Source organism: Kaistella jeonii (assembly GCF_000812865.1).
Lineage (GTDB): Bacteria > Bacteroidota > Bacteroidia > Flavobacteriales > Weeksellaceae > Kaistella > Kaistella jeonii.
The window spans coordinates 245,460-271,917 of record NZ_JSYL01000001.1 but is presented as its reverse complement, the minus strand read 5'-3'; the positions used below and the strand labels follow the sequence as shown (position 1 = coordinate 271,917).

The following is a 26,458-nucleotide window of genomic DNA, read 5'->3' as shown; positions in this document are numbered from 1 at the left end:
ATTTAATTTTACCGATTATTGAATACAACTTTTCGGAGATTTGGCTTGCTGTCAGATTTAAAATTTGAAAAGTATCTGCTTCTTTTTCGCCAGGAACCAAAAAAATACACCAATGACAATTGGTGTATTTTTTATTAGTTTTACTTTGATTAATCTGAGAATCTAGATTTCAAAACGATCTGAATTTAAAATAAATTGTAACTCAATATTAAAGAAAATGTTGTGTAATCTGATTCCCAAAGATAACTTTCACTGGTAATATTCCTTTTAAAATTATACCGCGCTTCTACAGCGTACTTTTTATTGTAATTATAACCTGTACCCACGGCTACGTTCGGGCTCGATTTTAGTTTTAAACTATTAAAGGGCGAATCGTCATTTCTCGAAAAATCAATAGAAGAATTAAGATTCAAATCGAAAACAGCCTGTACGTTAACAAACAGTATAGAGTGATCATCAAGAAACATATAATGTCTCAACCCAATAGGCAGTTCCAACGATTTATAGTCAACTTTTGTCTTAAGTCTTCCGCCAATCAAAAAGCCCGCATCCGTTTCCTGTTCTGCTTTGTAGGATTGATAAGTTGGTTCAAAAATGATCGCCCACTTATTTTTATTAAAAGGAAATACGAACTCAGCTTCAAGCCCAATCCCGGCGGTAACTGCACTTTTTACGTCGAAAGTAGTCTGCAAATATGGATTGGCTAATTTTAACGAAGAAAAATTAACCCTCGGACGAATGTTTAAATTGATGTATCCTTTTTTCGTTTTCGTAACCACCTGTGCATTCTGTGGATTGCTGCACTGATTAAATTTATAGAAAAGTGCAGATAAACTTTTAGCATTATAATCGGTCCTTTCAATCTCGGTTTTGGTGATCGAAGAGCAAACCAGATCTTCTTTCAGTTGTTCTTTATAGTTCGTATTATAAGAAATGGCTTCAACTTCCTTTTCACCTTGTCGGCTTATATAAAGTTTGTATTCCAACTGTTTGATGGGTTGATTATTCTTTGTATAAAAAAAGCGGATTAAATTGATATCGTTATACTGATAAAGTATTGCATCGCCGGCTACAATCTCTTTTAGGAAAAGTTGTTCCTCTTTGAATGAGAAATTAGGATCAGTTGTCAGTTGCCTGATCTCTTTTCCGGACCGGTCAATTTTTACGTCTTCTCTTACGTATTTCACATGATCAGGAATTTCAAAAAGTTTAACGTCTTTTATAGAAGCTATTTTAATGTCAGCATTTTCAGCAGTTCTATATTCGAAGGTGGTCGGATTATTTTTCCAGTCAATATTTTTAATAAAACATTCGATACGATTGTCAGCATTATTAATAAAATAAGCTTTTTCAAAATTGATCTGGGCGAAAGTCAGATAGGATGATAAAATTGCAAAAATTAGGAGAGTTTGTTTCATAAAGATTTATCTATTTATATTTTATAAATATACATTTAATTTTGAATTTCCCAATCAATAAATGCCAATGCTGCAGGATAATTGATGAAATAGGTTCCGTCAAATTTTATGCTGGCGATTAGTAATATTCTCTTATCTAAAAATTCTTCATTCCTGACCGGTATTTTATTTTTAGTAAAACTTTAAGACCCATCTTTTTCTCAACCCTTAAATTCTTCGTAAATTCACTTCAAATTTAGAATTATGACCTCATCAGAAAAAATAGTGGCGCTGCGCCAGAAAATGTCAGAAAATAATATCGATGCTTTTATTATTTATTCTGCAGATCCTCACATGAGTGAATATTTACCCGCAGAATGGCAGGAAAGAACTTGGCTTTCAGGTTTTTCCGGTTCAGCTGGATTCGTTGTGATTACCAGAAATAAAGGCGGTTTATGGACCGATGGAAGATATTTTGTACAGGCACCGATAGAATTGAAAGGTTCCGGAATCGATCTTTTTAAAGACGGAATGGAAGGAACTCCAAATTATGTGGACTGGATCAATTCAGAAATCCCAGACCATGGTACCGTCGCCGTGAACGCAATCGCAACTTCGCACGCAAACTGGGAAATGTTAAATGATAAACTTTCTGCAAAAGGAAACAAACTGGTCGATTTACCTTTATTGCAAGAGATCTGGACCGACAGAAATTCAAACGCGACAAAAAATCCTGTATTCGTTCATCCAGTAGAAAGAGCCGGAAAATCGGTGACCGATAAATTAGTCGATATCCGCAATAAAATGGAAGAGATCGGCGCATCCGTTCATATCATTTCGAGTTTAGATGATGTTGCCTGGACTTTGAATTTAAGAGGAAGCGATGTGCAGTCAAATCCCGTATTTTTAGGATATATTATTTTAACCAAAAATGAAGCAAAACTCTACGTTGACTTAGATAAATTAGAAGTTGATGCCAGAAAACAAATGGACGAGGCTTGTGTGAAAATGCTTCCTTACGACAAATTCTATAACGATTTATTAGAAATCAACGGTGAAACAATATTAATTTCACCGAATGGCAACCAGTCTATTTTTGAAGCTTTAAAAGACAATAATACTTTCATCAAAGCCGCTGTTCCTGGAAATTTAATGAAAGCCATTAAAAATAAAACAGAGATCGAAGGTTTCAGAACCGTGATGCAGCGAGATGGAGTAGCGATGGTTAAATTTCTCTATTGGCTCACTCATCAAGCCGGAAAAGAACCAATGACTGAGTTTTCCATCGGTGAAAAATTAAGAGGTTTTCGCGCAGAAGGTAAAAACTTCGTGGGTGAAAGTTTTGGCAGCATCGTTGGCTACAAAGAAAACGGCGCCATCATGCATTATTCTGCAAAAGAAGACGACTGCAAAGACGTCACCAATGCGGAAACCATTCTCGTAGATTCCGGCGGACAATATTTAGAAGGAACAACGGATATTACACGAACTTTTGCGCTTGGCACTGCCTCTGAAGAATTCAAACACAACTGTACTTTGGCTTTTAAAGGAATGATTCAACTTTCGATGGTGAAATTTCCAAAAGGAACTCGTGGCGTTCAGCTCGATGCTTTTGCAAGAATGGCACTCTGGATGGAAGGAAAAGATTATAACCACGGAACTGGTCACGGAGTCGGAAGTTTTATGAACGTACATGAAGGTCCGCAAAATATCAGAAAAGATATGAATATGCAGGAACTCATTCCCGGAATGGTCTTGTCAAATGAGCCTGGTTTTTACTACGAAAACCATTACGGAATTCGTCACGAAAACCTGTTTTCCGTGCGCGAATTAGAAACGACAGATTTCGGAACCTTCTATGATTTTGAAACCTTAACTGTTTGTCCGTTCGACCGAAACGTACTCGCAACAGAATTACTCACAGAACCCGAAAGAGACTGGCTCAATAAATACCATAACTGGTGCAAAGAAAAATTAGAAAATGATTTGGAAGGCGACGTGAAAGATTGGTTTTTAGACCTTGTAAAACCGATTTAAAATAATAAAAGTGCAACCGATTAAAGTTGCACTTTTTTATGTAAAGATCCGATGCTTATTTTGTCGGAACCGTTTTTACATTTTTGTCCATTTCACCAGAATTTTTGGTTTTAATGGTCGTAGTGTGATTTTCCGTATTTACTTTCTTTACGTACTTTTTACCCCTTCTCGTTTTTTTCTTGATCTTGTAACCGTTGTGTTTCTTGTGTTTCGGATTCACCACATTGTTGATCGTTTGCGGAACCGTAGCTGTTTTTTGTACTTCATCTTTTTGTTTCGGTTTAGCTTCCTGCGCTTGCGTGAAAACCAGACCTACTAAGAATGCTGATAAAACAATTAATTTTTTCATAAGGCTTGTTTTTTGTTTAGTTTCATGATTTGTTCAATTATAATGCCACTTCATTATTAAAATTTTGTTAATTCTACTATTTAGTTTAAAAATCAATAAGGATTAACATCAAATATTTAAGAAATGTCAATGTAGAAACGAAAAGTTTAAAAAACAGTAAATTTTTGAGGAGCAACAAATTTTCAGATTTCCAGAAGATCTCACCCGCTTTCCACTATATCTTTTACTTTCCGGCGCTTGCCGAAAAGAAAAGGATGCCGTTTCAATCGCGGCTAAAAGTCAGGGAAATTTCTCTTCCGAAGATTTAATAAAAAGAATACTACAGAAAAACTATTATTTTAAAAATTACAACTTCAGCATTAATCTTTAAAGTCCAATATCTTTTAAAAAAAATATCCGCTGTCATTCTGAGCCTGTAGAAGAATCTCATTTCAGTTACAACTTCATCAAATCTCAATCTACATCTTTCCGGACCAAACGATCTCATGCAATTTCTTGATCTCCTCCAGCAATTCACCTTCCGTCGGACCACGAACTTCAACATTTTTAATAATATCTTCCACTGGTAAAAAGTTAATAGGAGCGGCTGCAAGATCAAATTCCTTTTGCCATTCTCCCAGTTGTTTCGCAGAACTCAAATAAACTAGCGTACCCAAACCAACCCAACCATGCGCTGCCGAACACATGGGACAGTGTTCACCCGTCGTGTACATTGTTGTCTTTGCTCTTTCTTCGTCAGACAAATTTTCTGCTGCCCAATACGCCAGATCAATTTCGGGATGCGCCAGAATCGTTTTTTCATTAACGCGGTTTCTCGCTTCTGCGATAATCTTTCCCTCCTCATTGACCAAAACAGAACCGAAAGCTTCATCTCCCGCTTCAACTGCTTCTTTTGCCAGTTCCAGACATCTTTTAAGATATTTTTCGTCCGTTGATTTAATAGTATTTTTCATTTTTATGATTTAAAAGTTTATCCACATTCTTTCAAATTGATCTGATTAAGAATAAAGATCAGCAGCAACGCGATAAGTGTTCGTATGCGCATTAATAATTGTTTTGATTTCCGGAGAATATCCACCGCCCATGCTACACTGCACTGGGATTTCAAATTTTTTGCAGTTCGAAAAAACAATTTCATCGCGTGTTTTACAACCTTCCAAAGAGACATTTAGATTTCCCAGTTTATCAGTCTCCAAAATATCGACACCACTCAGGTAAAAGATAAAATCAGGTTTTTCCCGGTTGATCAATTTCGGCACAATTTCACTAATGATGCGTAAATATTCCTGATCTCCAGTTCCCGTAAGCAATGGAATATCCAGATCAGAAGTTTCCTTTTTAAACGGATAATTCGTTTTTCCGTGAACAGAAAAAGTAAAAACCCGCGGATTATTTTGGAAGATCTCTGCCGTTCCATTTCCCTGATGAACATCGAGATCAATGATCAAAATTTTAGAAGCGAGCTTATTTTCCAGTAAATAATTTGCGCCAATTGCTTGATCGTTCAACATGCAAAAACCTTCGCCACGATCGGTAAAAGCATGATGTGTTCCACCTGCAATATTAAATGCGACGCCGTTTTGCAAAGCTTTTTCACAACCGATGATTGTTCCTTGAGCGATGCGCATTTCCCTTTCAATAAGTTCTGCCGAAAGAGGAAAACCAATTTTTCGAACTGCTTTGGGATCTAAAGTTAAATTCAACAGATCATCAACATATTTCTTTTCATGAACCGCATAAATAGAGGTAAGATCTGCGATCTCAGGTTCAAAAAAATCTTCCTCTTCCGCAATTCCTTCCAATAACAATTGCTGCGGCAATAGTTCATACTTCAACATGGGAAATTTGTGACCTTCCGGTAAAGGATGCTTATAAATAGGATGGAAAGCGATGGGCAACATTTATTTTTATGTTTATATATTGATCAATTTAAATCAACGAATCTTCACAACATGAGATCATCAAATTGCTGGTTTTTCAAAATACCTACTTCCAAAGTCTTTTCAAAAATTCTAAAGCATTTTGACTGCTAATTCTTTCTGTTTGTTCAGTTCCAAATTGTTGTTCGAAGACCTCATTAATTTGAGGATAACACCCTGCATTTTCATGTTCCTTAAAATAAAAAGGAATTCTTGACTTGTCCGGATTTTCCTTCGTGTAAAAATAATCAGTGCCATAACAGATCGCATTTTCTGCACCTAAATCAAGTCCGTGCGCAACGTGTTCTTCTAAAGCTTCTACTTTTTCTGGATTCACAAATGCGCGCACAAAATTCAGTCCGATCAATCCTTTTCTGTGAATGATCTCTTTCGCAATATCATCGGGTAAGTTTCTCGGATGTTCAAAAACCGGACGGTAATTCGAATGACTCGCAATAATTGGGACGTTGATATTTTCTTTTGAAATATACTCCAGAATATCATAAGCCAAAGCGTCGCTCGTATGGGAAAAATCGATTGCGATCTTTCTGTTGTGTAAATAATCGATCAAAGCTTTTCCGTCATTTTTTAAGCCTGCAGTGGAGTAGTTGCCACCGCCAAATCTGTTTTCAGCATGATGCGTAAAACTGATGTACATGATTGAACCAACATTGTCAATAATTCTTTCCAGATTTGCAAAACCTTCTTTTAGAGGCATGCTTTCATCACAAAATGCCGAACCACTTTCTACAGAAGCCAGCATTCCAATGTTTTCATTTGTCTGGAAACTTTCTAAATGCTGTTGTTCAAAACGGTACAGTTCATATTCTTCTTCATTTAAATTTTTGAAAATTTCACTTTGCTTCAAACCAAATTCATGGCTTTTACTTTCCACAGGCGCAAAAATGGCCATGATCTGCAGTTTCACATTTCCCTCTTTCAAAAAAGGCACCGCACAACCCATATCTTCTGCGTTATAAATGGAAGAATTTGGACGCGTTAAATAACTGAGTAGATCACAATGAAGATCGATAACTGGTTTTTTCATGATATTTTTATATTGATCATTTAGGAAACTTAGCCGTTAAGAAAATTATAAATTAATTCGTTAAAAAACCGACAACGGAGGTTCGCCAAAACAAATAAAACGATAATAAATGGTGAGGCAAACTTCTACTGTATGAAGAGCGGCAAGAATCTTTATTCGAAGAAATAATTTTCTATTCGCTCAAATCTCGTCTCGATGACGAGATAAATAATGGAAGTTTTAGAATTTAATTTCAATTTTTAGGTGAGTTTCGAGTCTTGAACTTTTTCTTTTTTAGTTTCAAGACAAAAGAACAAAAAATAATTTTTATATCATGTTATTCACGCTTAGAAAATTTTTTAATGCAGATAATTCCCGCTGAATAAGTAGAATTGAATCTGCATTTTCACATTTATCGTATCTTCCTAAAAATAAAACTTTGGTACGATTTATCCTCATTGTCATTCTGTTCATACTTTCCCTTGTTAATTTCTTTCCGGTTCCGAGCCATTACGTTTGGTATGTCGGCATTGCAGTTCCCGAATTTCCCTGGATATTTATGCTTGTTTCTTTGACTTTATTGATCTGGACTTGGTATTCGAAGAAGTTTCGTACCGCTTCTTTAATAATCGGTGTAATAACATTTATGATTTTAACCTCTCCAATCATTCGCGCTTATAATGTTGGAAGTCATTTACCGCAGGATTTGGAAAAGTCATTTGGAGTCAAAGATTCTGATATGACTGGATTTCATCAGGAAAAACCGTTTAGTTTTATTCAAATGTTTACTGGAAATGGCGCAAAAGATATTCCCTTTAAAACCTATCATTATTCAAAAAATGGCGGCGTAGATTTGACTTTAAACTTCACGCCTTCTGCAATTCCTGGTGTTCGTCCTTGTTTAATCGTTGTTCATGGCGGTTCCTGGAAGCAGGGAAATAACAGCGAAATCGCCGCGGCCAATAATTATTTTGCAAATGCAGGTTATCAAGTTGCTACCATTGAGTACCGTTTAGCCCCAAAATTTCCCAGTCCGGCGCAACAGGAAGATCTGCATTCTGCTTTTAAATGGCTTCGAAAACATTCGACCGAATTAAAAATCGATACCACCAACTTTGTGATGATGGGAAGATCAGCCGGAGCTTCTAACATTTTAACGATGGGTTACACCGGACATGAAAATGGTGTAAAAGGAATTGCTGCTTTTTACGGCGCCATCAATATGCCGTGGAGCTACAAAAATCCCGACAATCCCTGGATCATGGATTCCAGAAAAGTAGAACGCGACTTCTTAGGTGGCACTCCGGAAGAAGTTCCCGAAAGATATCATGCAGAATCACCTTTGTTTCACGTTACTGCAGATTCGCCACCGACGCTTCTTGCACACGGAATCAATGATGCTCATGTTTGGCACGTACAAAGTGTTGCCATGAGAAATGAACTGGAAAAACATAAAGTAAAAAATTATTTACTGACGATTCCTTGGGGAACCCATGGTTTTGAGTACAATTTAAATGGTCCCGGCGGACAATTGGCGATGTATGCTGTGGAAAGGTTTTTTAAGTCGGTGACGGAAGTAAAAAAGTAGTTGATCTGTTTTGATTTGTTTGAAGGAAAGCGAAAGGTAGAATCTCAAAAATAAATTTTCAACGTAAAAATTTTCTGAATTGCTTGAGATTGTTATTCATAGTGGAATGAAGTTGAACGTGAAATATTAGCATTTTTTTAAAAGAATTTTCTTTTCTGAATTCTTTTTTCTTGATAAAAAAGAAACAAAAAATCAAGACTGGAAATTCACCTAAAAATTGAAATCTGATCCTAAAACTTCTGAACTTGAGCGGAAAGAAAATTATTTCTTCGATTAAAAATTATTGCCGCTCTTCGAACACCAGAAGTTTCTAAACGGCTCAAATTCCAATTTTCTTAACGGCTCCGTTTCCTGGGTCACCTGCAAATACGAGTTTACTTTTTATAAAAGGATTTTGTCATTCAGAACGAATGCAGCAAAGCGAAATGTAGTGAAGAATCTCATCTTCAAATTAGCAAATTCTCAAATTCTCAAACTAGCATTAATCTATCGTTAGCAAAATCTTGCCGATATGTTCGCTGCTTTCCATTAATCGGTGTGCTTCGGCGGCTTCTGCGAGTGGGAAGGTTTTGTAGATTATGGGATGAATTTCTTTTGAATGAAACATCGGCCAGATGTTTTTTTCGACGTCTTTGGCGATTTGGGTTTTTACTTCGGCGGTTTGGGGTTTTAGAAAACTTCCGGTCAGGGTGAGATTCTTCGCCATAATGGTGCGCAGATTAATATTGACGTCTGTGGTTCTCATGCCGTTGATGTAACAAAGTCGGCCTTTTTTATTAAGGATCTCGAGATTCTTTTGGGTGTAATCTCCACCGACCATGTCTAAAATGACATCTATTTTCTCGTTTTTCCAAACTTCTTCGAAAGCCTCTTTTTTGTAGTTGATGACTTTGTCAACGCCCATTTTTTGGAGGAAATCGATCTTATCTTCACTTCCGGCGGTGGTGTAGGTTTTGCAACCCCACGCTTTTGCCATTTGCAAACCCATGGTTCCGATGCCGCTGGTTCCGCCGTGGATCAGTAATTTTTCACCCGGTTGAAGTTTGCCCAAATGAAAGACGTTGAACCAAACCGTAAAAACCGTTTCTGGAATTGCCGCCGCGTCGGTGAGACTGATTCCTTCAGGAACAGGAAGACAGTGAGAACCGTCGACCGCCACATATTCGGCATAGCCGCCGTCTGCGATGAGTGCACATACTTTATCGCCAACTTTTTTATCTGTTACGGCGAAACCGATTTCTGTTATTTCACCGGAAACTTCTAAGCCGGGAATTAAAGTGGTCGGCGAACCTTTGCCGTAAGTGGCTGTGTTTTGTCGCGTGATAATATCGCTGCGATTGACACCTGCAGCTTTTACTTTAATGAGCACCTGGTTTTCTGCCGGTTTTGGTTTTGGAGTTTCCTGTAATTGTAAAACTTCCGGTCCACCGGATTTTGTGATATGGATTGCTTTCATATTTTTGTTTTTTGATGGAGTAGTTTGGTTTTTTTTAAAACCACAAAAGTCACAAAAGTTTTATTTTAAGAGTTTATTTAAAAGTTTTCAAAAAGTGCATACAGAAAAAGTGAACAAAGAAGGAGAATGAAAATCAGACAACCATTTCTTTTATCTGTATCTGACATTCTTAAATTTTTATGATAGAAAATTGCATTTTGTTCAGTTAAAAAATATCCTCTCCAAGCATTGTCTGGTATTGATAACACATAGTTTTCATTGCAGGTATTACATTTGAAATACAAGCGATAATCAATTAATCCTTTTGTTCCTTCATTTTCTGATTCCATAATTTCAATCTTATGCGCGCGAGTTTTTAAATCTAGGATTTCTTCAAACTCTTCATATTCCGTGTAAGACGGAAAACCGTAATACTGCTTATCAAAACAATCGCTGCACATTTTATCTTTTATAAATAGGAATATCGTTAAGGAATCACTTTATATAATGTACTGTCATTATTTCCAAAAACTTCTTTTTGGATACGTTTTGCCAAATCGACCGTTTCCGTGATACTCGTATTTGTTTTAAGACTTAAATAAGGGATTCTATCCAGATTTTCTGTTTCAAACTTGATGTTGTTTTTCAAAGCAAATTTTTCTAACAGTTCTAAGTAAGGAAGCTGAATCTTTTTAAGTGCCCTAAACTCTAAATTAAAATTTTGGTCATTCCTGACAAAGAAGAAACTGTCGTACCCATTTGCATTGATCCCGGTAAAATTAAAATCGGTTTTTCCCTCCAAGACCAGGTTAAGTTCTTCACCTAAATCATCCAATTGAATTTGCTTTGCAGTAAAGCGATCTCTGCGTTTTTCAGTGCTGGTGTTTCTACCAAACGTTTTGACGCTGTTGATAATGGATTTAAATATATTCATATTGATTTAGCTTTTTAATCGAACGCTCTTACTTGCTTTTTGCTTTCTCTAATTCAGCACGGAAAACTTTACTATCTTTTAAAAGTTCTGCCTCTTTACTTTTCTTATACATTTTATTGGAAATCTCTTTTCCAGTTTGCTTGATTGAAAATAATTTGGAGTTTTCGAAATAAAACCGACCTGTGTAGACGGATGTGAGTTTTGTGTGATCCAATCCAGTTCCTTGATTTGACTGGTCGTTTATAGCTGCAAATTGATCCTGCTTTTCAAAAACGAAAATTAATTCATCGTTTGAAAAGAAATATTCGCAGGTTTTCATTCCGTAAGAAATTCCGACACTGTAAATAATTTTTTTTAGTTTTCCATTTTTATAATAACCGGAAAGTTCTTGTCCACCATCAGCAGTCTCGTTATTAACATTCACAAAATAGTCGCTATCTAATTTTTTGACCTGATAACTTTTTTCTGTGTTGATGGCTTCGACCTTTTTGCGAACTGCAGCAATTTTTTCTGCTGTTTGTCCGAAGAGCAAAGTTGTTAAAGTGAGAAATGTTAGAAGGAAGAGCTTAGTTTTCATTGAGGTTTTGGAGTTTCCTGTAATTGTAAAACTTTTGTCAAGCGGATTTTGTGATGTGGATTGCGCGCATATTTTATAGATAAAATATAAGTTAATTTTTATAAAACATACGTTATAATATACTTCGAATTTAAATATTTTTAGAAAAGGATTGATTTTTATCCGTCTATTAATTAAACTATACTTATTCTTAATTTTTCCTCGATTGTGATTGATGCAGATTTTACTGTGATCACGACTAAATATTTGTACAAAATTTGTAATAGTCTATTCTTTAAAACATAACTGAAGTTTTCTGGATATATCGTCACTTCGCCATTATGTACAAAATTATTTCTAATAGAATAAGTAATTGTTAATAATTCTGAATGATTTAATAGAGGGAGTTCATTATTGATAGAAATTTTATTTATTATCGTATTTAACCTGCTTTTTTGACCACCCTTAGCTCCTTCCATACAATAAATTAAATATTCTTTTAAGGCTTTCCTTTTATGAACATTTGGAAATTTGTCTATTACTTCATTATTAGTATCCCAAAGAGCAGTTTGTATATTATCATTGTTATAGTACATTTCGTTCGTATTGTCGTCCAACCAAATTATTTTTCTATTTGATAAATTAATATTTAGAGCGGAAAAATAAAACTTAAAATATGTTTCATATGCAAACCATAAATCAGTTAATTTGTAAAAATACAAGTGACAATCTTTTAATGCGCCCATCTTCCGACGTACAAAGTTATCATCAAGTGTTATTTCAGTTATTGAAATTCCTAATCTTAATTTAGTATCAAACTTATTAAACTCATTTTGGAATGATAATAAATTATTTATTTCTGCTTCGTTTTCTTCGTCCGCAATTCGAATTTCTACTTGATCGAAAAGATTTGAATATTCACGATAAATTGCTGGAAAATTAGGAATTAAATTTTCAATCATTGAGAGTGTTTTTAAAAAAATGTTCTATAATTTACTTTTTCAGAGCTATTTAGCAAGAAATTAAATTGTATTAATTACCTGTTAATTTTTTTTATTTCATCGATAATTACAAAGACACTTTTTCCAGTATCCCACAAAATATTAATTCCATATAAGAAAATTGCTAGGGAAAAAATATTTAAAATTTCAAACTTAAGTAGGAAATTTAAATTACTTTCACGAATAATTATTATAATAATCGCAAGTACAATCAAAATAATTTGTTCTACTAATGATTTCTTCATTTCAAAAATAGTAGCACTAAAATTTAGGTGATTATGAATAACCATAATATCTTGAATCTTTGCTGCCAAATGGCCTAGACTTGCTGTGTTTATAGCTAAGAAGGCAAGCAAAATCGTAAGTAGATTATTGTTTAAATATTCAAAAAGGCTACTTGATTCTATCAAATAACAAATGTAAATTGTTATAATAGAAATGAGAAAAACTATTGATATGTTTTTTATATCACTTGTCATTATTCAACTATTGTTTTATAAAGTTTTATTATTTGATCTGCTTGTCCTTCCAGATCAATTTCTCTGATTTCTATAAATTCTGGATTTTCGGAAGTGCTTTTTTGTTTTCTAATTCCCTTAATTTTAACTTTAATATTTCCGCCTCCTAACGAGCTATAATCAACGAGCCCACTAATAACTTTATTTTTCTTATCTATATTTTCCAGAACGCCATTTTCAGGAGCCTTTAAAGTCAAATGACTTTCATGACTATTAACATTTTCTGCTAATTTTCTAAAGTCTTCTGGGAGTTTGCCAGAAATATTTGCCATATTTGGCTTTATGTACTCGAAATTTAAGTAAGAGATTTTATATTTATAAGATTTAATAAATTCCCAGAAACTAATTGAACTGAATATTTGTTCAATTTCTATATTGAGTCCAAATTTTCTCAACTCCTTTCTTAAAATTGTTTTAAGTAGATTCTTCACCACTGTGGTTGTACTGAAAGCATCAAAGTTTTCACTAATTGCAATTTTCTGAACATCTTTATTATTATTTATTATTACATAAACATAAGGTTCATTATTTACAATTTTATTTTTAAAATTGTTGGTTATAATTGCTTGTTTTTTTTGCGCAATTTTAAATAAAAAAAGTTCACCGTCTTTATCTTCAAGTTTTAAGGGATTTGTATTAGAATCTGAATTCTCAAGCGACTCAAGTATTTTTTTTAACAGATCATTTTTGATTGCTTTTAAATCATCTAAAGTGTATTTCTTCTTTGGAAATAACTCTAAAATTTTTGGATTGCTATCAATTGGTAGTAAATGATATCTGAAAATATTAAATTTTATAATTTTGTTTTCTTTATCCATTTTTAAGTGATTAATTTTTTTTTATAAAAAGTGTTAATTATCAAATCTACAAAATACTTTTCTTAACTTTAAATTTATCTCCATCACTTTCCGAAATATCTATAATATCTTCGAATGAAGAACCACCCTCCATTCTAGCCCCGATGGAAACGGCATCCTTATTTGTTTCGCCGAAAGGCGGAACAAATAAGATATAGTGGACAGCGGGACGGGTCTTCGAAAGAGGCGAAATCTTGGTGCTCCTAAAAACAGGAATAATTCCGTAATTTTGCGACATGAACGTGAATTTAAATCAAGATACTATTTGTGCAATCGCCACGGCAAACGGAGTTGGAGCTATTGGAATTATAAGAATTTCGGGTAACGAGGCTTTTCAAATTGCGGCTAAAATTTTTGAAGGTAAGGATCTGCAGGAGGTGAAAACGCACACCATTCATTATGGTTATATCGTGGATAAGAGCCCAAATGCAAGTTTCGATGTGCGGGATGCGAGTTCCAACATGCAAAATGATTTAGTTGAAAATGATGGTTTAAAACCCGAAACCCGAAACCCGAAACCCGAGAATACTGAAGTGATTGATGAAGTGATGGTTTCGGTTTTTAAAGCTCCAAAAAGCTTTACGGCTGAAGATTCTGTCGAAATTTCTTTTCACGGATCGCCGCATATTGCGAAGAAAATTCTGGAAGTTTTGGTGAAGAACGGGGCGAGACTGGCGAAAGCCGGGGAATTTACGATGCGTGCTTTTATGAACGGCAGAATTGATCTGGCGCAGGCGGAATCGATTGCTGATTTGATTGCTTCGGAAAATGAGGCGTCGCGGAAAGTGGCATTAAATCAGTTGAAAGGGGGAATTACGAATGAGATTTCGATCCTTAGAAATGACTTGCTGAATTTTACGTCGCTGATTGAACTGGAACTGGATTTCGGGGAAGAGGATGTGGAATTTGCGGACCGTACTGCCATGAATAAACTGCTGCTCAACTTGCGCCATAAACTGAGCGCTTTGATTGAGAGTTTCCAATACGGAAATGCGCTGAAAAATGGAGTGGAAGTCGCCATTATCGGGAAACCGAACGCGGGGAAATCGACGCTTTTGAATGCTTTGCTGAAAGAGGAAAGAGCGATTGTTTCTGAAATTGCAGGGACAACGCGTGATACGATTGAAGAAGTGATTCATTTGAAAGGAACGGCTTTTCGGTTTGTGGATACGGCAGGACTTCGGGAAACAACGGATATCATTGAGAAAATTGGCGTAACGAAAGCGAAGGAGAAAATTGCTTCGGCGAAAGTGCTGTTGTATCTCTACGATGAGCGGGATTCTACGACGGAAGAAGTGATTGCTTTTGTGAAGGAATTCCACCGGGAGGATTTGAAAATTGTGCTGGTTCATAATAAAGTGGATTTGACCAACGACGAAACTCCAAACGAATTTGACGCCACTTTAAATCTGGAATTGTTTCCGGATTATTGTGATGAGTTATTGAGGATTTCCGCGAAAGATCAAACAGGAATTGAAGCCGTGAAAACTGTTTTGATCGATTACGTGGAGAATTTGAAAGATCAGGAAAGCAATGTGATCATTACGAATCAAAGGCATTTTGATGCGTTGCAGAAATCGCTGCAATCTGTTTTACAAGTGGAGGAAGCGGTGAGTTCTGGGATTCATACCGAATTGCTGGCGTATGAGTTGAGAAATGCGCTGGAGCAGTTGGGGGAGATTTCCGGGGAGTTTACGAATGATGAAGTGTTGGGGAATATTTTTTCTAAATTTTGTATTGGAAAGTAAATCCCAAAATCTTAAACCACTTATTTAAATTTTTTAAATCCGTAAAAGTCTATCTTTATCGACGAACATCATTTTTGAAAATTCTATTGAAGAATAGCAGATCACCTCAAAATTTTATGAAGAATAACGACCTCAAATACGATTATATCATTGCCGGCTCCGGTTGTGCAGGATTAAGTTTGCTTTACCGATTGCTCGTTGATCCGGTTTTACAATCTAAAAAAATCCTGGTGATCGATCGGGTTCAGAAAAATGAGAATGATAGAACCTGGTGTTTTTGGGAGGAAGGAAAAGGTCTTTTTGAATCGGTGGTTATGCACGAATGGAAATCTTTGATCTTTAAAAATGAAGAATTCACGCGGCAATTTGATCTGGAAAAGTATCGCTACAAAATGATACAGGGAAAAGATTTTTATGAATTCGTCCTATCTTATGCCGCAGGTTTTGAAAATGTGAGTTTTAAAAATGAAAATATAAAAGGAATTACTTCAGACGCTCTTGAAGCGACCGTAGAAACTGAGGAAAACACTTACCAATCTGAATATTTATTCAATTCAACTTCTTTATTCAATCCGAAGATCACTGAAGAAAATTCATTGCTTCAACATTTTACGGGTTGGGTGATTAAAACTAAAAACGATACTTTCGATTCAAAGGTGGGGACTTTAATGGACTTTACTTTAGATCAAAAACATGGCGCCACATTTATGTATGTTTTACCAACAAGTTCCACGGAAGCATTGGTAGAGTATACCTTATTCAGTAAAAGTGTTTTGCCCAAAGAAGAATATCAAGCGGCGTTGACGCATTACATTAAAAATGATCTTCAAATCTCGGATTACGAAATTACCCATACCGAATTTGGAATCATCCCAATGTCTCTCGCCAAGTTTGAGCGGAAAAGCGATGCTTTTAATCGCATCATCAACATTGGAACAGCAGGCGGTTACACCAAGGCAAGTAGTGGATACACTTTTCAGTTTGTGCAGAAAAATACAGCGAAAATAATTGACAATTTATTGCAAGAAAAAAATCCTAATCCGGAGAAATCGTTTGATGATAAGCGGTATGAATGGTATGACCGAACTTTGCTGGAAGTGATTTTATCTGGGAAAATGGCAGGAAAAGATATTTTCTCACTGATGTTTTCAAAACGCTCACCCGAAGATATTTTAAAATTCCTGGGAAATGAAAGTACGATTTGGGAGGATCTTAAAATGGTGACTGCGCTACCCATTGGACCTTTTATGAGGGCGGGCTTGAAACAACTCTGAAAATCCTGAACTTTTTTCTAATAGATACTATTTTTTATAACTATTCGATTAATAGTTTATTTTAGTTTGGGAAATAATCGATATTTAAATAAATTATTGATTATTTTATCAAATATTATTAATTCTTTAGTTTAATTTAAGAATAAAATTATCAATTGAGACACATTCTAATAATTAGAAAATTAGAATTATATTTGATTCAACTAATCAAATAAATAACTAAAGAAAAAAACTTAAAATTATGGCGTTAATCAATTGTAAAGAATGCGGTGCACAAGTTGGAAGTACAGCATTAACTTGTCCGAGTTGTGGAACAACACTTCGAAAACCGAAAAGGGGAGTATTTGGTCAAATAAGCAAATGGCTTTTTATTCTATTTAATTTACTTATGCTTTGGTGGTTCGTAGCTGGAATGGGCGCAGCATCAGATGGTATTTCGGGTGCAGACTCTGATGCCGGACAAGCAGGAGCTGCGATTGGAACAGGACTAGGTGCTATGTTTATAATTTTTATTTGGGTTGCAGGTGATGTAATATTAGGACTTTTAACATTTTTCACTAGAGCAAAAAAATAAAATTAACTTTTATTACTTTTCTAAGCAGTCCAAAAGGACTGTTTTTTTTTGTTCATTTAAGTTATAGAAAATTGGAAAAACGGCAGTAATGTAATGTAGGAAATATATTTTCTGAGTTTTGTATTGGGAAGTAATCAATTTCCTTATCTCCTAATTCCTAAACTCCATTTCAAAAGTAAAGCGCGTCTCCTTTTCATTGGAAACAAAAGATAAAGTCCCTCCGTGCGCCTGTGCAATTTGGTCCGCAATGTAAAGTCCTAAACCCAGACCATTATTACTTGGACGATCGGCTTCTCTTTTGAAAGGCGTAAATAAAATTGCCTGCAACGATTCCGGGATCTGCTCCCCTTCATTGGCTACAGAAATTTCCAGTTTATTGGATGGGTTGCGTGCAGTAAAATACACCGGGGATTGCGGATTACCGTGCGTCAAAGCGTTTGCAAGTAGATTGGAGACGAGCTGTGCAATTCGGTCTGCATCGCAAAAGATCGGGTCTATTAGAGAAAGGTCCGCCGCAATTTGCCGGTCTGGAAATAAGAATTTCAGTTCTTCCATCACGTGCTCTAATACAGGTTTCAGATCAACTTCCCGCGGTGAGATCACAATTCCTTCACCTAATCGGGTACGTGCAAAATCCATGACATTTCCGATCAACTCATTCATGCGGTAGCTGCTTCTTTTTAAAATTCCGAGCAGATTTTTTTGGTGATCATCTTTGATCGACCGTTCTAAAAGACCGACGGTCATGCTGATCGCGCCGAGTGGATTCCGCAGGTCATGTCCCAAAACAGCGATCAGTTGTTCTCTTAAGAGTACATTTTTTCGTTCGTCTTCCAGTTCTTCTTCCGTAAGGCGTTTTGCATTTTGTAGATTCTGTTCATATTGAACACGGTCCGAAGCTTCTAAAAGCGTATAGTAAATGAGTTTTGGTTTATCTTCTTTTGGAGCGGATTCTTTTGCATTGATCAGTATCTTAAGTCTTTTACCTGCCGCACCGCTCAATTCAACGAGGATCTCTTCAAAGTAGCCCTGCATTTTTAAAAGAGGTGAAAGGTGGGTTTCAAAATAGATCTTACTTCCAATAGAAAGGAGATCTATAAACTTTTTTCCTTCTATATCCGCCGCTGAAATTCCTAGCCAGTCGGATACGCGTGTATTGCTGCGAATAATTCTGTTTTTCTCATCGGCGATAAGAAAACCGGAGATTGATTCTTCAAAAAACAGATTGGCTTCGTGCTCTTGAATAGCATTATTTTTATTTTGATCAGACATCATTTTAGGAATGCTTTCATGGCTGCGATGGTTTCTTCCGGAGCACTAAGATTTGGGCAATGTCCGGTTGCTTTCATCATTACCAGTTGACTGTCTTTAATTTTTTCATGCATATAAATACCCACTTCTTCAGGCGCAATCACATCCTCCGAACATTGTAAGATCAGCGTAGGAAGATTAACTTCGGGAAGAAGGTGTCTTTTATCTGAAAAGAAAGTGGTGCGCGCAAACTCTTTTGCAATGTCAGGATTGCTGCGGCAAAAACTGTTTGACAATTCTTCCCCCAATTCTCCGCGCTCCGGATTTGCCATGATCACCGGTGCCATAGTCATCGACCATCCTAAGTGATTATTATCCAGGGATTCCATTAATTCAGTAATCTGTTCCCGCGTAAATCCGCCCACATAATCACCATCGTTGATGTAGGAAGGAGATGGACTTATCATAATTAAAGTTTTAAAAAGATCGGGTGATTGTAGGGAGGCAATCATTCCCATCAGGGAACTCACTGAATGACCTACAAAAATAATATCTTTTAATTCCATTTCTTCGCAAATCTCCACAATATCAGCAGCATATCCTTCCAGTTGTGAATACTTTTCAGTCGAATAAGCCGACAGATCAGAATTCCCAGCGCCCACATGATCGAATAAAACAACTTTATAATCCTCTTCGAAAGCAGGCGTTACAAAACGCCACATGTTTTGATCACAACCAAATCCATGTGCAAACAGCATCACTGGTGTTCCCTTTCCTTTGATCGTTACATTATTTCGTTGAATCGCATTCATAACGGTTAATTACTGCAGAAAATTAAATTTTAAAGCATGCAAGATAATTAATTAATATAAAATACATCTACTTTATTTTCTATGATCAAGTTGGATGGATAAAAAGCTTTCAATCAAGATTAAACGAGCTCTGTTTTACAACAAAACTGTTTCGCTACGATTGAATAGTAAACGGTGATTTGATAGATTTGAAATTGAAATAACATATTAGATTTTGACCTCCAAAATAAACAGAAATGTAAAACTTGAAAACAGTTCCGTTCGATGATGTTGAAAATCTGAAAGATGAGGAAAGCAATGTCGTCATTACAAATCAACGATACCTTAATCCCTTGTATATTCACTGCAATCTTTTTTGAAGTTTTAAAAGGTAAATTTTTCAACGATCCTTACGCAAGGGAGAGTTTATAAGTTAAAAAAATCGTTCGAGCAATCAGAGGCGATTTCTGGGTTATTTATGAATGATGAAGTTTAGAAAATATCTTTTTTAAGTTTGGAATTGCTAAGTAATTTTGCTTTCTGAAGTTTTCATCAGTTTGATATTCAATATTGCTGATATTTAAAACAAAACATCAAGATTTAACAGTTTAATTGCATATTTTTGATCAATGAAATAAATTTCTTATCGATAGTATTTACATTATGAAAAACATCCTCATTCTTCTGATTTCGCTATTCACTTTCTCAGCAGGTATTTCTCAAGAAAAAAAATCAACAGAAATTACTGGTTTAGACCCATCTATAAAACCGGGCGATAACTTTTTTATGTACGTCAATAAGAAATGGTACGATGCGACGCCTATTCCTGCAACGCAAGCCGGAGTCGGCGCCTATATGTTTATGAATTATCCGCAGAGGATGCGCTTACAGGGTATTTTGGAAAGTGTTTCAAAAGGTCAGTTTCCTGCAGGAAGCATTGAACAGAAAGTGGGCGATTTCTATGCCTCCGGAATGGATACGATCACTATTGAAAAACGCGGTTTCGAACCGATCAAACCAACGCTTGCGAAAATTGATGCCATTCGGGATATTCCGTCTTTAATGACTTTTGTCGCAGATGAAATTAAAGTGGGAAATGGTTCCATCATGTCGTTCGGAGTTGGACCCGATGATAAAAACAGCAGTATGAACATTGCGCACAGTTACCAAACTGGAATTGGTTTGCCGGATCGGGATTATTATTTTAAATCAGATGCACCAACTGTGGCCATACAAAACGCCTATAAAACCTGCCTTTCTACCTTGTTTCAACTGACGGGCACCGACGCAGCAACTTCTAAAAAGAATGCAGAGATCATTTATGATATCGACAGGCAAATTGCCACTTCCCATAAAACAAGAGTTGAACGCCGGGATGTTCACGCAAACTACAACATGATGGCGATCGCAGACCTGGAGAAAGAACAGCCCAATATTGGCTGGAAAGTTTTTCTAAAACATCTGGGTGCTCAAATTGATTCCATTGATGTCGCTCAACCTGCCTATTACGAAAAACTAAATGGTCTTTTAAAGTCTGTTCCGCTGCAAAACTGGAAACTGTATCTCAAAGCAAATACGATTTCAAGCTATGCAGGTGATTTAAGCAAAGCTTTTGTGAATGCCGACTTTAATTTTAATAAAGTGCTTTCGGGTCAGGCGGTACAAAAAACACGCGGTGAGATCATGGCAAGTGCCGTCGATAATAATTTAGGGGAAGCTTTGGGACAATTGTATGTGAAGAAATATTTTCCGGAAGCGGCAAAAAAACGCATGGCGGTTTTAGTGGATAATGTGCAAAAAGCATATGCTGCACGCATCGATAAACTGGACTGGATGAGTGATCTTACCAAACAAAAAGCAAAAGAAAAGCTTTCTGCCATCACGAAGAAAATCGGATATCCTGACCGATGGAAAGATTACAGCAAAGTCAATATTTCAAGAGATACTTATTTTGAGAATTTGATGTCTGCTTCGGCAGCCGATTATCAACTTGAAATTGCGAAACTGGGCAAACCAGTGGATAAATCGGAATGGTTTACAACACCTTCAACAGTTACGGCATATAACAATCCCTCCGCAAATGAGATCGTCTTTCCCGCCGGAATATTACAATCCCCTTATTTTGATAATGACGCCGATGACGCTTTGAATTATGGTGGAATCGGAATGGTGATCGGCCATGAACTGACGCATACTTTTGATGATCAGGGCGCACAATATGACAAAGACGGTAATGTGAAAAACTGGTGGACCAAAGAGGATTATGCGCAGTTCAAATCAAGAATTCAGCAGGTCATTAATCTGTACAGTACCTTTACGGTTTTAGATAATTTACACGTAAATGGTGCCATGACTGTTGGGGAGAATACCGCCGATATTGCCGGGATCGCTGTCGCTTATGACGCTTTTAAAATGACTAAAGAAGGGCAGGGTTCCACCAAAATTGATGGTTTAACACCGGACCAAAGATTCTTTATGTCGGTCGCTAAGATCTGGAAGGTAAAGATGAAAGATGAATTCCTTCGTTTATGGATCAACAATAATCCGCATTCTCCACCGCTTTGGCGTGTTAATGGTCCGTTGATGAACACGACTCCTTTTTATGAGGCATTTGATGTCAAAGAAGGCAATAAAATGTTCTTGCCAAAAAAAGACCGCATCACAATATGGTAAAGATGGTACGGAGAAATTATTTTCAACACGCGTCTTTGAGTTTTTATAATGCCTGCGCAATAAACGACAATTCATTTACGATAACCAGATTATAAACAAAAGGGAAGCTTCGTCAGGAGCTTCCTTTTTTAATGAATATTTTAATAAGTTGGAACGATTGCTCATCATATTGATCGTCTCGACTCCAAAAATTGATTCCCGATTTCGGAACAAAGAATTCTTAGGCTTTCTCTTCTATTTTTAATCTCATAAAAATAGATTAAAACGACCGTCTAATTTTCTTTTACTGCATTTGTAAACGCTTCCGAACCGCCTACAATAGGTAAAGTCAACATTGTTCCATCCAGATCAATTGTTAATTCCGTTCCTGGTTCTGGATGCAAGGTGAATTCCTTATCACTCGAAAAAATGAGCAGTCCTATTTGCTGTCCTTTTTTAATGATTTGATCATCGGGCATTAAATCAAAAGACACTTCATAATATTTTCCGGGAATTAAAGGTTCGCCCTTTCTTACCGAGGCATGGTTTTGTGGATCAGCCCAACCGCGGGTAATGATATTATCTGTTATTTTTGTTCCTCTTCCTTCATTCCAGGGTAGTGAAACCAACCAGACCGATAAGTTTGCCGCAGGTTTGCTGCTTGCTAATTTGACGGTTATTTTGGGCACTCCCGAAAGATGAACGTCGTTCAAAAGTTTTGGACTTACATATAATAAACGGTGATCGGTGTTTTCTGCTCTGGCTAAACTTTCACCATTAAATGAATAATTATCAACCAAAGTTTCTTTCCCCTGAATGGAAGATTTAGTAGTCATTAAACCTCCAACTTTTGGTGCCCCTTTCGTTAAATAAAAGGTTACGGGTTTTGCTTCAGGATTCGGAAAGTCTTTGTAAGGCGTTGGATTATTCAAATCTGCATTTTCCCGAACAATAAAGGCTTTATTCTCTTCTTTTTGGATGCCATTATCGATTCCAAATAAATAATGGGTGAACCATTTGTTCATCATTTCCAGGGGTGGTTGTCCGCCGTGGCCATTTTGGTGGTAGTAAATTGCGGTTTCTAAACCCATTTCTTTGGCTTTCTTATATATGCGGTAACTGTGTTCGGGCATCACATTCCAGTCATTAAAACCGTGAGACATTAGCATTGCAGCTTTCATCTTTCCCATTTGATTCAGATAATCACGTCCAGCCCAGAAATCATTGTAATCCCCCGTAATTCGATCCATACCATTTTTCATTTCGGTATCCCGAATTTTCGCATTGCTGTAGGCGCGTTTCAATTCATCACCACTGTGAATAAAATCATACAGCACATCGATATCTTCTCCTAAATAGCCTCCAGGTGAACGCACTAATCCATTAGAACGGTAGTAATGATAGTAAGAAGTATTGGGCGCAACAGGAATGATGACTTCTAAACCTTTTACGCCTGTTGTCGCTGCAGCAAGTGGGATCGTTCCGTTGTAGGAAGTTCCGGTCATTCCTACTTTTCCGGTTGTCCAGTAGGCTTTTACTTTTTCATTTCCGTCTGCAGAAGTATAGCCATTGGCTCTTCCGTTGAGCCAGTCGATGACGGCTTTTGGCGCCAAAGATTCATTTTCACCACCAACACTAGGCGAACCTTGCGACAAACCTGTACCCGGAGAACAGGAATGAACCACAATAAAACCTCGCGGAACCCAGGTCGCAGTCTGTGAGTTTGAAATAATAGGTCTTGTACCTGTTCGTACAACTTCTGCGTGAACGCGGTCTTTTCCGGCCACTCCTAATTCATGATTGACGTCCCAGTAACCTCCGTCTACATCAGGTGCAACACCAGAATAATAGGGACTTGATTCATAAATAACGGGAAGTTTTAAACCTTCCGTTTCGGTTTGATAAGGTCGCGTTACATCCACATACATGCGGTCTTTTTTGCCATCACCGTCCGTATCAAAAGATGTTTCGACCCAAAGATCTGTTCTGATCCATTTGTCGGCATCTTTAAATTCTGGGACAATTTGTGCCTGTCCATTTTCAAAAACAGGAACGGCTTTTACAATGGTTTGCGCATCTACAGAATGGAATGCACTGACTAGGAATAAAAGAAAACTTGACTGGATGAGTTTTTTCATACTATTTTTTGTCATAATAATTTTTACGGTTTGAGAGTGTTCCGCTGAGCAACGTCAGTTGTGCGGTTTTTAATTGATGTTAAAGATATCATTTCTTGTGAAAAGACAAAAATGAATTGACTGGAAATATTAGGTGCAGAATGATCCCTACTTTCAAACTTCTATTTAAAAAAGTACCTCAAACTTATTAATGCTGATAAAAATATAAAAAGTGATTTGCTTTAATTTGAAGGCACTTTTTTAAGATAAAACCTGCTTAAATTTTGTTAAAAGCAATTTAATGTTTAGAAAATAGATGGTCGCTTTTCTGGTTACTGAAAATTTAAGATTCATCCATAACCTTCTTGGTCAAATTATTGTTGTAATTATAATTATATCAACATTATTATCAATCGAGCAAAAATTAAAAAATGGAATATAGAAAATTAGGAAACAGCGATCTCGAATTATCTGCAATCACTTTCGGAGCCTGGGCTGCAGGAGGTTGGATGTGGGGAAGTACCGATCGAAACGATGCGATTGAAGCCATCAGATCATCTTACGATTTAGGAGTGACTTCAATCGACACAGCGCCAGTTTACGGACAGGGAACCAGTGAAGAAATTGTGGGGGAGGCGATCAAAGGAATTTCCCGTGACAAAATACAGATTCTAACCAAGTTTGGAATGCGTTGGGATCTCACGAAAGGAACTTTGGGCATGCATTCTAAAGACAACGACGGAAATAAAATTGATATTTATAAATACGCCGGAAAAGAAAGCGTCATTTATGAATGTGAGCAAAGTTTAAAAAGACTTGGTACCGACTATATTGATTTATACCAGATTCACTGGCCGGATGTAACCACACCGATTGATGAAACATTTGAAGCGGTCTCAAGGTTGATCGAACAGGGAAAAGTGAGGTTTGCGGGCGTTTGTAATTACACTGCAGACCAAATGGCAAAAGCCGGAGAAGCAGTGAATATCGTTTCAAATCAAATTCCGTTCAGCATGGTCACCAGAGGAATTGAAGATGAGACAGTTCCTTATTGTATCGAGAATGGCAAATCTATTTTAGCCTACAGTCCAATGGAAAGAGGTTTATTAACTGGAAAAATTCAGCCCGGACATCAATTCGCGGAAGGCGATCACAGAGCTGATCTGGCGCACTTTAAACCTGATTTTGTTAAAAAGACCAATTTCCTTTTGATGAAAATAAAACCGATTGCGGATGCACATGAAGCTAGTTTAAGTCAGTTGGTTTTGAGATGGACCATTGAAAGACCCGGAATTACCATCGCTTTAGCAGGGGCGAGAAATGCTAAACAGGCGAAGCAAAATGCAAAATCCATCGACATTCATTTAAGCAAAGAAGAATTAAAAACGATCGACGATTACGTAAATCAATTTTAATTCTATGTTTTAAATTATTCCCTGTTAAGTTTAAAAAGCCTTCTAACAAAATAATAGATAATATTTTAGAGAAAAGCTTCGAAAGGAGCTTTTTCTTTTTCTATTTGAAAGTAATTAAACTTTTCGAATGCCAGTTATTACTCACATCATTAACTTAGAAATTTTCCACAGAATGATGTAAAATAAACAGGAAAATATTCTTTAAATTTAACCTTAAAATAAGAGGTCTTTTTTGGATATATCTGTTTTTTAACGAAATTTTCTTTTAAATAATGGGTTGCCGTCCTCGCGGTGGTTGAGCTTGTCGAAACCACGTAGCTGTGCCTTCGACAGGCTCAGGCACCGGGAAGTATATGTTTTTTAACGAGATTTCCTTTTTGTGTGATGTATTGCCGTTCTTGTTGTGGTAGAGCCTGTCACGGTGGTTGAGCTTGTCGAAACCACGAAGCGGTGCCTTCGACAAGCTCAGGCACCGCGAAATAATTGTTTCAATAAAAACAAACCAGATAATGGCTAAAGGATTTATGTATATTTTAAAATGTGCGGATGACAGTTACTACACTGGTAGTACTGTAAATCTTGAATCACGATTAGCGCAACATCAAAGCGGAGAAGGATCTAACCACACCAGAAAAAGGCTCCCGGTAGTCTTGGTTTATTATGAAGAGTATCAGAACATTGCAGATGCATTTTACAGGGAAAAACAAGTTCAAGGTTGGAGCCGTTCCAAAAAAGAAGCTCTGATTGAAAACAGACCTGAAGATTTGCCGCTTTTGTCTAAAAATCTTCAAAGTGGTGGTTGAATCTTTCGTGATGCCTTCGACAGGCTCAGGCACCGAGACAGGTATCGCAACGGGTTCAGTATCAAGATGATTTAGATGTCATTATGGTGGTTGAGCTTTTCGTGGTGGATGAGATTTTTTTTGGTGGTTGAGCTTGTCGAAACCACTATAGAATGTACCTTCGACAGGCTCAGGAACCAAGAAATATTTGTTTTTTAACGATATTTCCTTTTTGT

24 protein-coding genes are annotated in these 26,458 nt (G+C 36.6%); 8 read left to right on the top strand and 16 right to left on the bottom strand.

The window, feature by feature from the left end; all coding sequences use genetic code 11:
- Positions 1-185: 185 nt before the first annotated feature.
- Positions 186-1,418 carry a porin family protein gene (locus OA86_RS01175; protein WP_039347533.1) on the bottom strand — a complete coding sequence of 411 codons (1,233 nt, stop codon included), beginning with the start codon at positions 1,416-1,418 and terminating at the stop codon, positions 186-188.
- Between the two features lie 243 nt (positions 1,419-1,661).
- Here OA86_RS01175 and OA86_RS01170 point away from each other — a divergent pair, with 243 nt between their 5' ends.
- A complete protein-coding gene (locus OA86_RS01170; protein ID WP_039347529.1) occupies positions 1,662-3,434 on the top strand; it encodes an aminopeptidase P family protein in 1,773 nt (590 codons plus the stop codon).
- 55 nt (positions 3,435-3,489) lie between these two features.
- Here the strand turns inward: OA86_RS01170 and OA86_RS01165 are convergent, their stop codons facing one another.
- From OA86_RS01165 to OA86_RS01150, 4 genes are all read right to left on the bottom strand, one after another.
- A complete protein-coding gene (locus OA86_RS01165) occupies positions 3,490-3,783 on the bottom strand; it encodes a hypothetical protein (protein ID WP_039347526.1) in 294 nt (97 codons plus the stop codon).
- A 458-nt stretch (positions 3,784-4,241) separates the two neighbouring features.
- Positions 4,242-4,736 carry a nucleoside deaminase gene (locus OA86_RS01160; protein ID WP_039347523.1) on the bottom strand — a complete coding sequence of 165 codons (495 nt, stop codon included), beginning with the start codon at positions 4,734-4,736 and terminating at the stop codon, positions 4,242-4,244.
- A gap of 45 nt (positions 4,737-4,781) precedes the next feature.
- Positions 4,782-5,684, bottom strand: a complete 903-nt coding sequence (locus OA86_RS01155) for a histone deacetylase family protein (RefSeq protein WP_039347520.1) — start codon at positions 5,682-5,684, stop codon at positions 4,782-4,784.
- An 85-nt stretch (positions 5,685-5,769) separates the two neighbouring features.
- Positions 5,770-6,750: a dipeptidase gene (locus OA86_RS01150; protein ID WP_039347517.1), complete on the bottom strand. Its 981-nt coding sequence runs from the start codon at positions 6,748-6,750 to the stop codon at positions 5,770-5,772.
- Positions 6,751-7,168: 418 nt separating this feature from the next.
- On the opposite strand from OA86_RS01150, the gene OA86_RS01145 reads away from it, so the two are divergent.
- Positions 7,169-8,317, top strand: coding sequence for an alpha/beta hydrolase (locus tag OA86_RS01145; protein WP_039347515.1), 1,149 nt, complete (start codon positions 7,169-7,171; stop codon positions 8,315-8,317).
- A gap of 481 nt (positions 8,318-8,798) precedes the next feature.
- On the opposite strand, the gene OA86_RS01140 is transcribed toward OA86_RS01145, so the two are convergent.
- From OA86_RS01140 to OA86_RS01105, 8 genes are all read right to left on the bottom strand, one after another.
- A complete protein-coding gene (locus tag OA86_RS01140; protein WP_039347513.1) occupies positions 8,799-9,773 on the bottom strand; it encodes an NAD(P)H-quinone oxidoreductase in 975 nt (324 codons plus the stop codon).
- A gap of 77 nt (positions 9,774-9,850) precedes the next feature.
- Entirely contained in the window at positions 9,851-10,102 is a 252-nt protein-coding gene (locus OA86_RS01135; protein WP_126340423.1) for a hypothetical protein, read from the bottom strand.
- A 137-nt stretch (positions 10,103-10,239) separates the two neighbouring features.
- The gene (locus OA86_RS01130; RefSeq protein ID WP_039347508.1) at positions 10,240-10,686 is read right to left on the bottom strand and encodes a hypothetical protein; all 447 of its coding nucleotides are present in this window, start codon (positions 10,684-10,686) and stop codon (positions 10,240-10,242) included.
- A gap of 28 nt (positions 10,687-10,714) precedes the next feature.
- Positions 10,715-11,263, bottom strand: a complete 549-nt coding sequence (locus OA86_RS01125; protein ID WP_039347504.1) for a hypothetical protein — start codon at positions 11,261-11,263, stop codon at positions 10,715-10,717.
- A gap of 173 nt (positions 11,264-11,436) precedes the next feature.
- A complete protein-coding gene (locus tag OA86_RS01120) occupies positions 11,437-12,204 on the bottom strand; it encodes a hypothetical protein (RefSeq protein ID WP_039347501.1) in 768 nt (255 codons plus the stop codon).
- 74 nt (positions 12,205-12,278) lie between these two features.
- On the bottom strand, positions 12,279-12,722 hold the full coding sequence (locus tag OA86_RS01115) for a hypothetical protein (RefSeq protein WP_039347497.1): 444 nt from the start codon (positions 12,720-12,722) through the stop codon (positions 12,279-12,281).
- Positions 12,722-13,579: a hypothetical protein gene (locus OA86_RS01110; protein ID WP_039347495.1), complete on the bottom strand. Its 858-nt coding sequence runs from the start codon at positions 13,577-13,579 to the stop codon at positions 12,722-12,724. The genes OA86_RS01115 and OA86_RS01110 overlap by 1 nt, the downstream gene beginning before the upstream one ends.
- Before the next feature lie 46 nt (positions 13,580-13,625).
- Positions 13,626-13,856, bottom strand: coding sequence for a hypothetical protein (locus OA86_RS01105; RefSeq protein ID WP_039347492.1), 231 nt, complete (start codon positions 13,854-13,856; stop codon positions 13,626-13,628).
- Here OA86_RS01105 and mnmE point away from each other — a divergent pair.
- From mnmE to OA86_RS01090, 3 genes are all read left to right on the top strand, one after another.
- Positions 13,855-15,366: a tRNA uridine-5-carboxymethylaminomethyl(34) synthesis GTPase MnmE gene (gene mnmE / locus OA86_RS01100; RefSeq protein WP_039347489.1), complete on the top strand. Its 1,512-nt coding sequence runs from the start codon at positions 13,855-13,857 to the stop codon at positions 15,364-15,366. The genes OA86_RS01105 and mnmE overlap by 2 nt on opposite strands.
- A 116-nt stretch (positions 15,367-15,482) precedes the next feature.
- On the top strand, positions 15,483-16,640 hold the full coding sequence (locus OA86_RS01095; protein ID WP_039347486.1) for a lycopene cyclase family protein: 1,158 nt from the start codon (positions 15,483-15,485) through the stop codon (positions 16,638-16,640).
- Between the two features lie 241 nt (positions 16,641-16,881).
- Entirely contained in the window at positions 16,882-17,214 is a 333-nt protein-coding gene (locus OA86_RS01090; protein ID WP_039347481.1) for a zinc ribbon domain-containing protein, read from the top strand.
- Positions 17,215-17,364: 150 nt separating this feature from the next.
- On the opposite strand, the gene OA86_RS01085 is transcribed toward OA86_RS01090, so the two are convergent.
- Together OA86_RS01085 and OA86_RS01080 are read right to left on the bottom strand one after the other, a co-directional pair.
- Complete coding sequence (locus OA86_RS01085) at positions 17,365-18,489, bottom strand: PAS domain-containing sensor histidine kinase (protein ID WP_082017279.1); 1,125 nt, start codon at positions 18,487-18,489, stop codon at positions 17,365-17,367.
- Positions 18,486-19,277 (bottom strand): alpha/beta fold hydrolase, encoded by a 792-nt coding sequence (locus OA86_RS01080; protein ID WP_039347474.1) that lies wholly within the window; start codon positions 19,275-19,277, stop codon positions 18,486-18,488. Before OA86_RS01080 ends, OA86_RS01085 begins: the two co-directional genes overlap by 4 nt.
- 642 nt (positions 19,278-19,919) lie before the next feature.
- On the opposite strand from OA86_RS01080, the gene OA86_RS01075 reads away from it, so the two are divergent.
- Entirely contained in the window at positions 19,920-21,929 is a 2,010-nt protein-coding gene (locus OA86_RS01075) for a M13 family metallopeptidase (RefSeq protein ID WP_039347472.1), read from the top strand.
- Positions 21,930-22,201: 272 nt separating this feature from the next.
- Here OA86_RS01075 and OA86_RS01070 read toward each other — a convergent pair whose 3' ends face one another.
- Complete coding sequence (locus OA86_RS01070; RefSeq protein WP_039347469.1) at positions 22,202-24,046, bottom strand: Xaa-Pro dipeptidyl-peptidase; 1,845 nt, start codon at positions 24,044-24,046, stop codon at positions 22,202-22,204.
- A gap of 410 nt (positions 24,047-24,456) precedes the next feature.
- Between OA86_RS01070 and OA86_RS01065 the strand changes: the two genes are divergently transcribed.
- Positions 24,457-25,440, top strand: coding sequence for an aldo/keto reductase (locus OA86_RS01065; RefSeq protein WP_039347464.1), 984 nt, complete (start codon positions 24,457-24,459; stop codon positions 25,438-25,440).
- Between the two features lie 509 nt (positions 25,441-25,949).
- Entirely contained in the window at positions 25,950-26,243 is a 294-nt protein-coding gene (locus OA86_RS01060; RefSeq protein ID WP_039347462.1) for a GIY-YIG nuclease family protein, read from the top strand.
- Positions 26,244-26,458: the final 215 nt, after the last annotated feature.

Excerpts from the sequence above, each read along its gene's own strand:
- OA86_RS01175 (WP_039347533.1), bottom strand. The coding sequence starts at position 1,418 with ATGAAACAAACTCTCCTAATTTTTGCAATTTTATCATCCTATCTGACT.
- OA86_RS01170 (WP_039347529.1), top strand. The coding sequence starts at position 1,662 with ATGACCTCATCAGAAAAAATAGTGGCGCTGCGCCAGAAAATGTCAGAA.
- OA86_RS01165 (WP_039347526.1), bottom strand. The coding sequence starts at position 3,783 with ATGAAAAAATTAATTGTTTTATCAGCATTCTTAGTAGGTCTGGTTTTC.
- OA86_RS01160 (WP_039347523.1), bottom strand. The coding sequence starts at position 4,736 with ATGAAAAATACTATTAAATCAACGGACGAAAAATATCTTAAAAGATGT.
- OA86_RS01155 (WP_039347520.1), bottom strand. The coding sequence starts at position 5,684 with ATGTTGCCCATCGCTTTCCATCCTATTTATAAGCATCCTTTACCGGAA.
- OA86_RS01150 (WP_039347517.1), bottom strand. The coding sequence starts at position 6,750 with ATGAAAAAACCAGTTATCGATCTTCATTGTGATCTACTCAGTTATTTA.
- OA86_RS01140 (WP_039347513.1), bottom strand. The coding sequence starts at position 9,773 with ATGAAAGCAATCCATATCACAAAATCCGGTGGACCGGAAGTTTTACAA.
- OA86_RS01135 (WP_126340423.1), bottom strand. The coding sequence starts at position 10,102 with ATGGAATCAGAAAATGAAGGAACAAAAGGATTAATTGATTATCGCTTG.
- OA86_RS01130 (WP_039347508.1), bottom strand. The coding sequence starts at position 10,686 with ATGAATATATTTAAATCCATTATCAACAGCGTCAAAACGTTTGGTAGA.
- OA86_RS01125 (WP_039347504.1), bottom strand. The coding sequence starts at position 11,263 with ATGAAAACTAAGCTCTTCCTTCTAACATTTCTCACTTTAACAACTTTG.
- OA86_RS01120 (WP_039347501.1), bottom strand. The coding sequence starts at position 12,204 with ATGATTGAAAATTTAATTCCTAATTTTCCAGCAATTTATCGTGAATAT.
- OA86_RS01115 (WP_039347497.1), bottom strand. The coding sequence starts at position 12,722 with ATGACAAGTGATATAAAAAACATATCAATAGTTTTTCTCATTTCTATT.
- OA86_RS01110 (WP_039347495.1), bottom strand. The coding sequence starts at position 13,579 with ATGGATAAAGAAAACAAAATTATAAAATTTAATATTTTCAGATATCAT.
- mnmE (WP_039347489.1), top strand. The coding sequence starts at position 13,855 with ATGAACGTGAATTTAAATCAAGATACTATTTGTGCAATCGCCACGGCA.
- OA86_RS01105 (WP_039347492.1), bottom strand. The coding sequence starts at position 13,856 with ATGTCGCAAAATTACGGAATTATTCCTGTTTTTAGGAGCACCAAGATT.
- OA86_RS01095 (WP_039347486.1), top strand. The coding sequence starts at position 15,483 with ATGAAGAATAACGACCTCAAATACGATTATATCATTGCCGGCTCCGGT.
- OA86_RS01090 (WP_039347481.1), top strand. The coding sequence starts at position 16,882 with ATGGCGTTAATCAATTGTAAAGAATGCGGTGCACAAGTTGGAAGTACA.
- OA86_RS01085 (WP_082017279.1), bottom strand. The coding sequence starts at position 18,489 with ATGATGTCTGATCAAAATAAAAATAATGCTATTCAAGAGCACGAAGCC.
- OA86_RS01080 (WP_039347474.1), bottom strand. The coding sequence starts at position 19,277 with ATGAATGCGATTCAACGAAATAATGTAACGATCAAAGGAAAGGGAACA.
- OA86_RS01075 (WP_039347472.1), top strand. The coding sequence starts at position 19,920 with ATGAAAAACATCCTCATTCTTCTGATTTCGCTATTCACTTTCTCAGCA.
- OA86_RS01070 (WP_039347469.1), bottom strand. The coding sequence starts at position 24,046 with ATGAAAAAACTCATCCAGTCAAGTTTTCTTTTATTCCTAGTCAGTGCA.
- OA86_RS01065 (WP_039347464.1), top strand. The coding sequence starts at position 24,457 with ATGGAATATAGAAAATTAGGAAACAGCGATCTCGAATTATCTGCAATC.
- OA86_RS01060 (WP_039347462.1), top strand. The coding sequence starts at position 25,950 with ATGGCTAAAGGATTTATGTATATTTTAAAATGTGCGGATGACAGTTAC.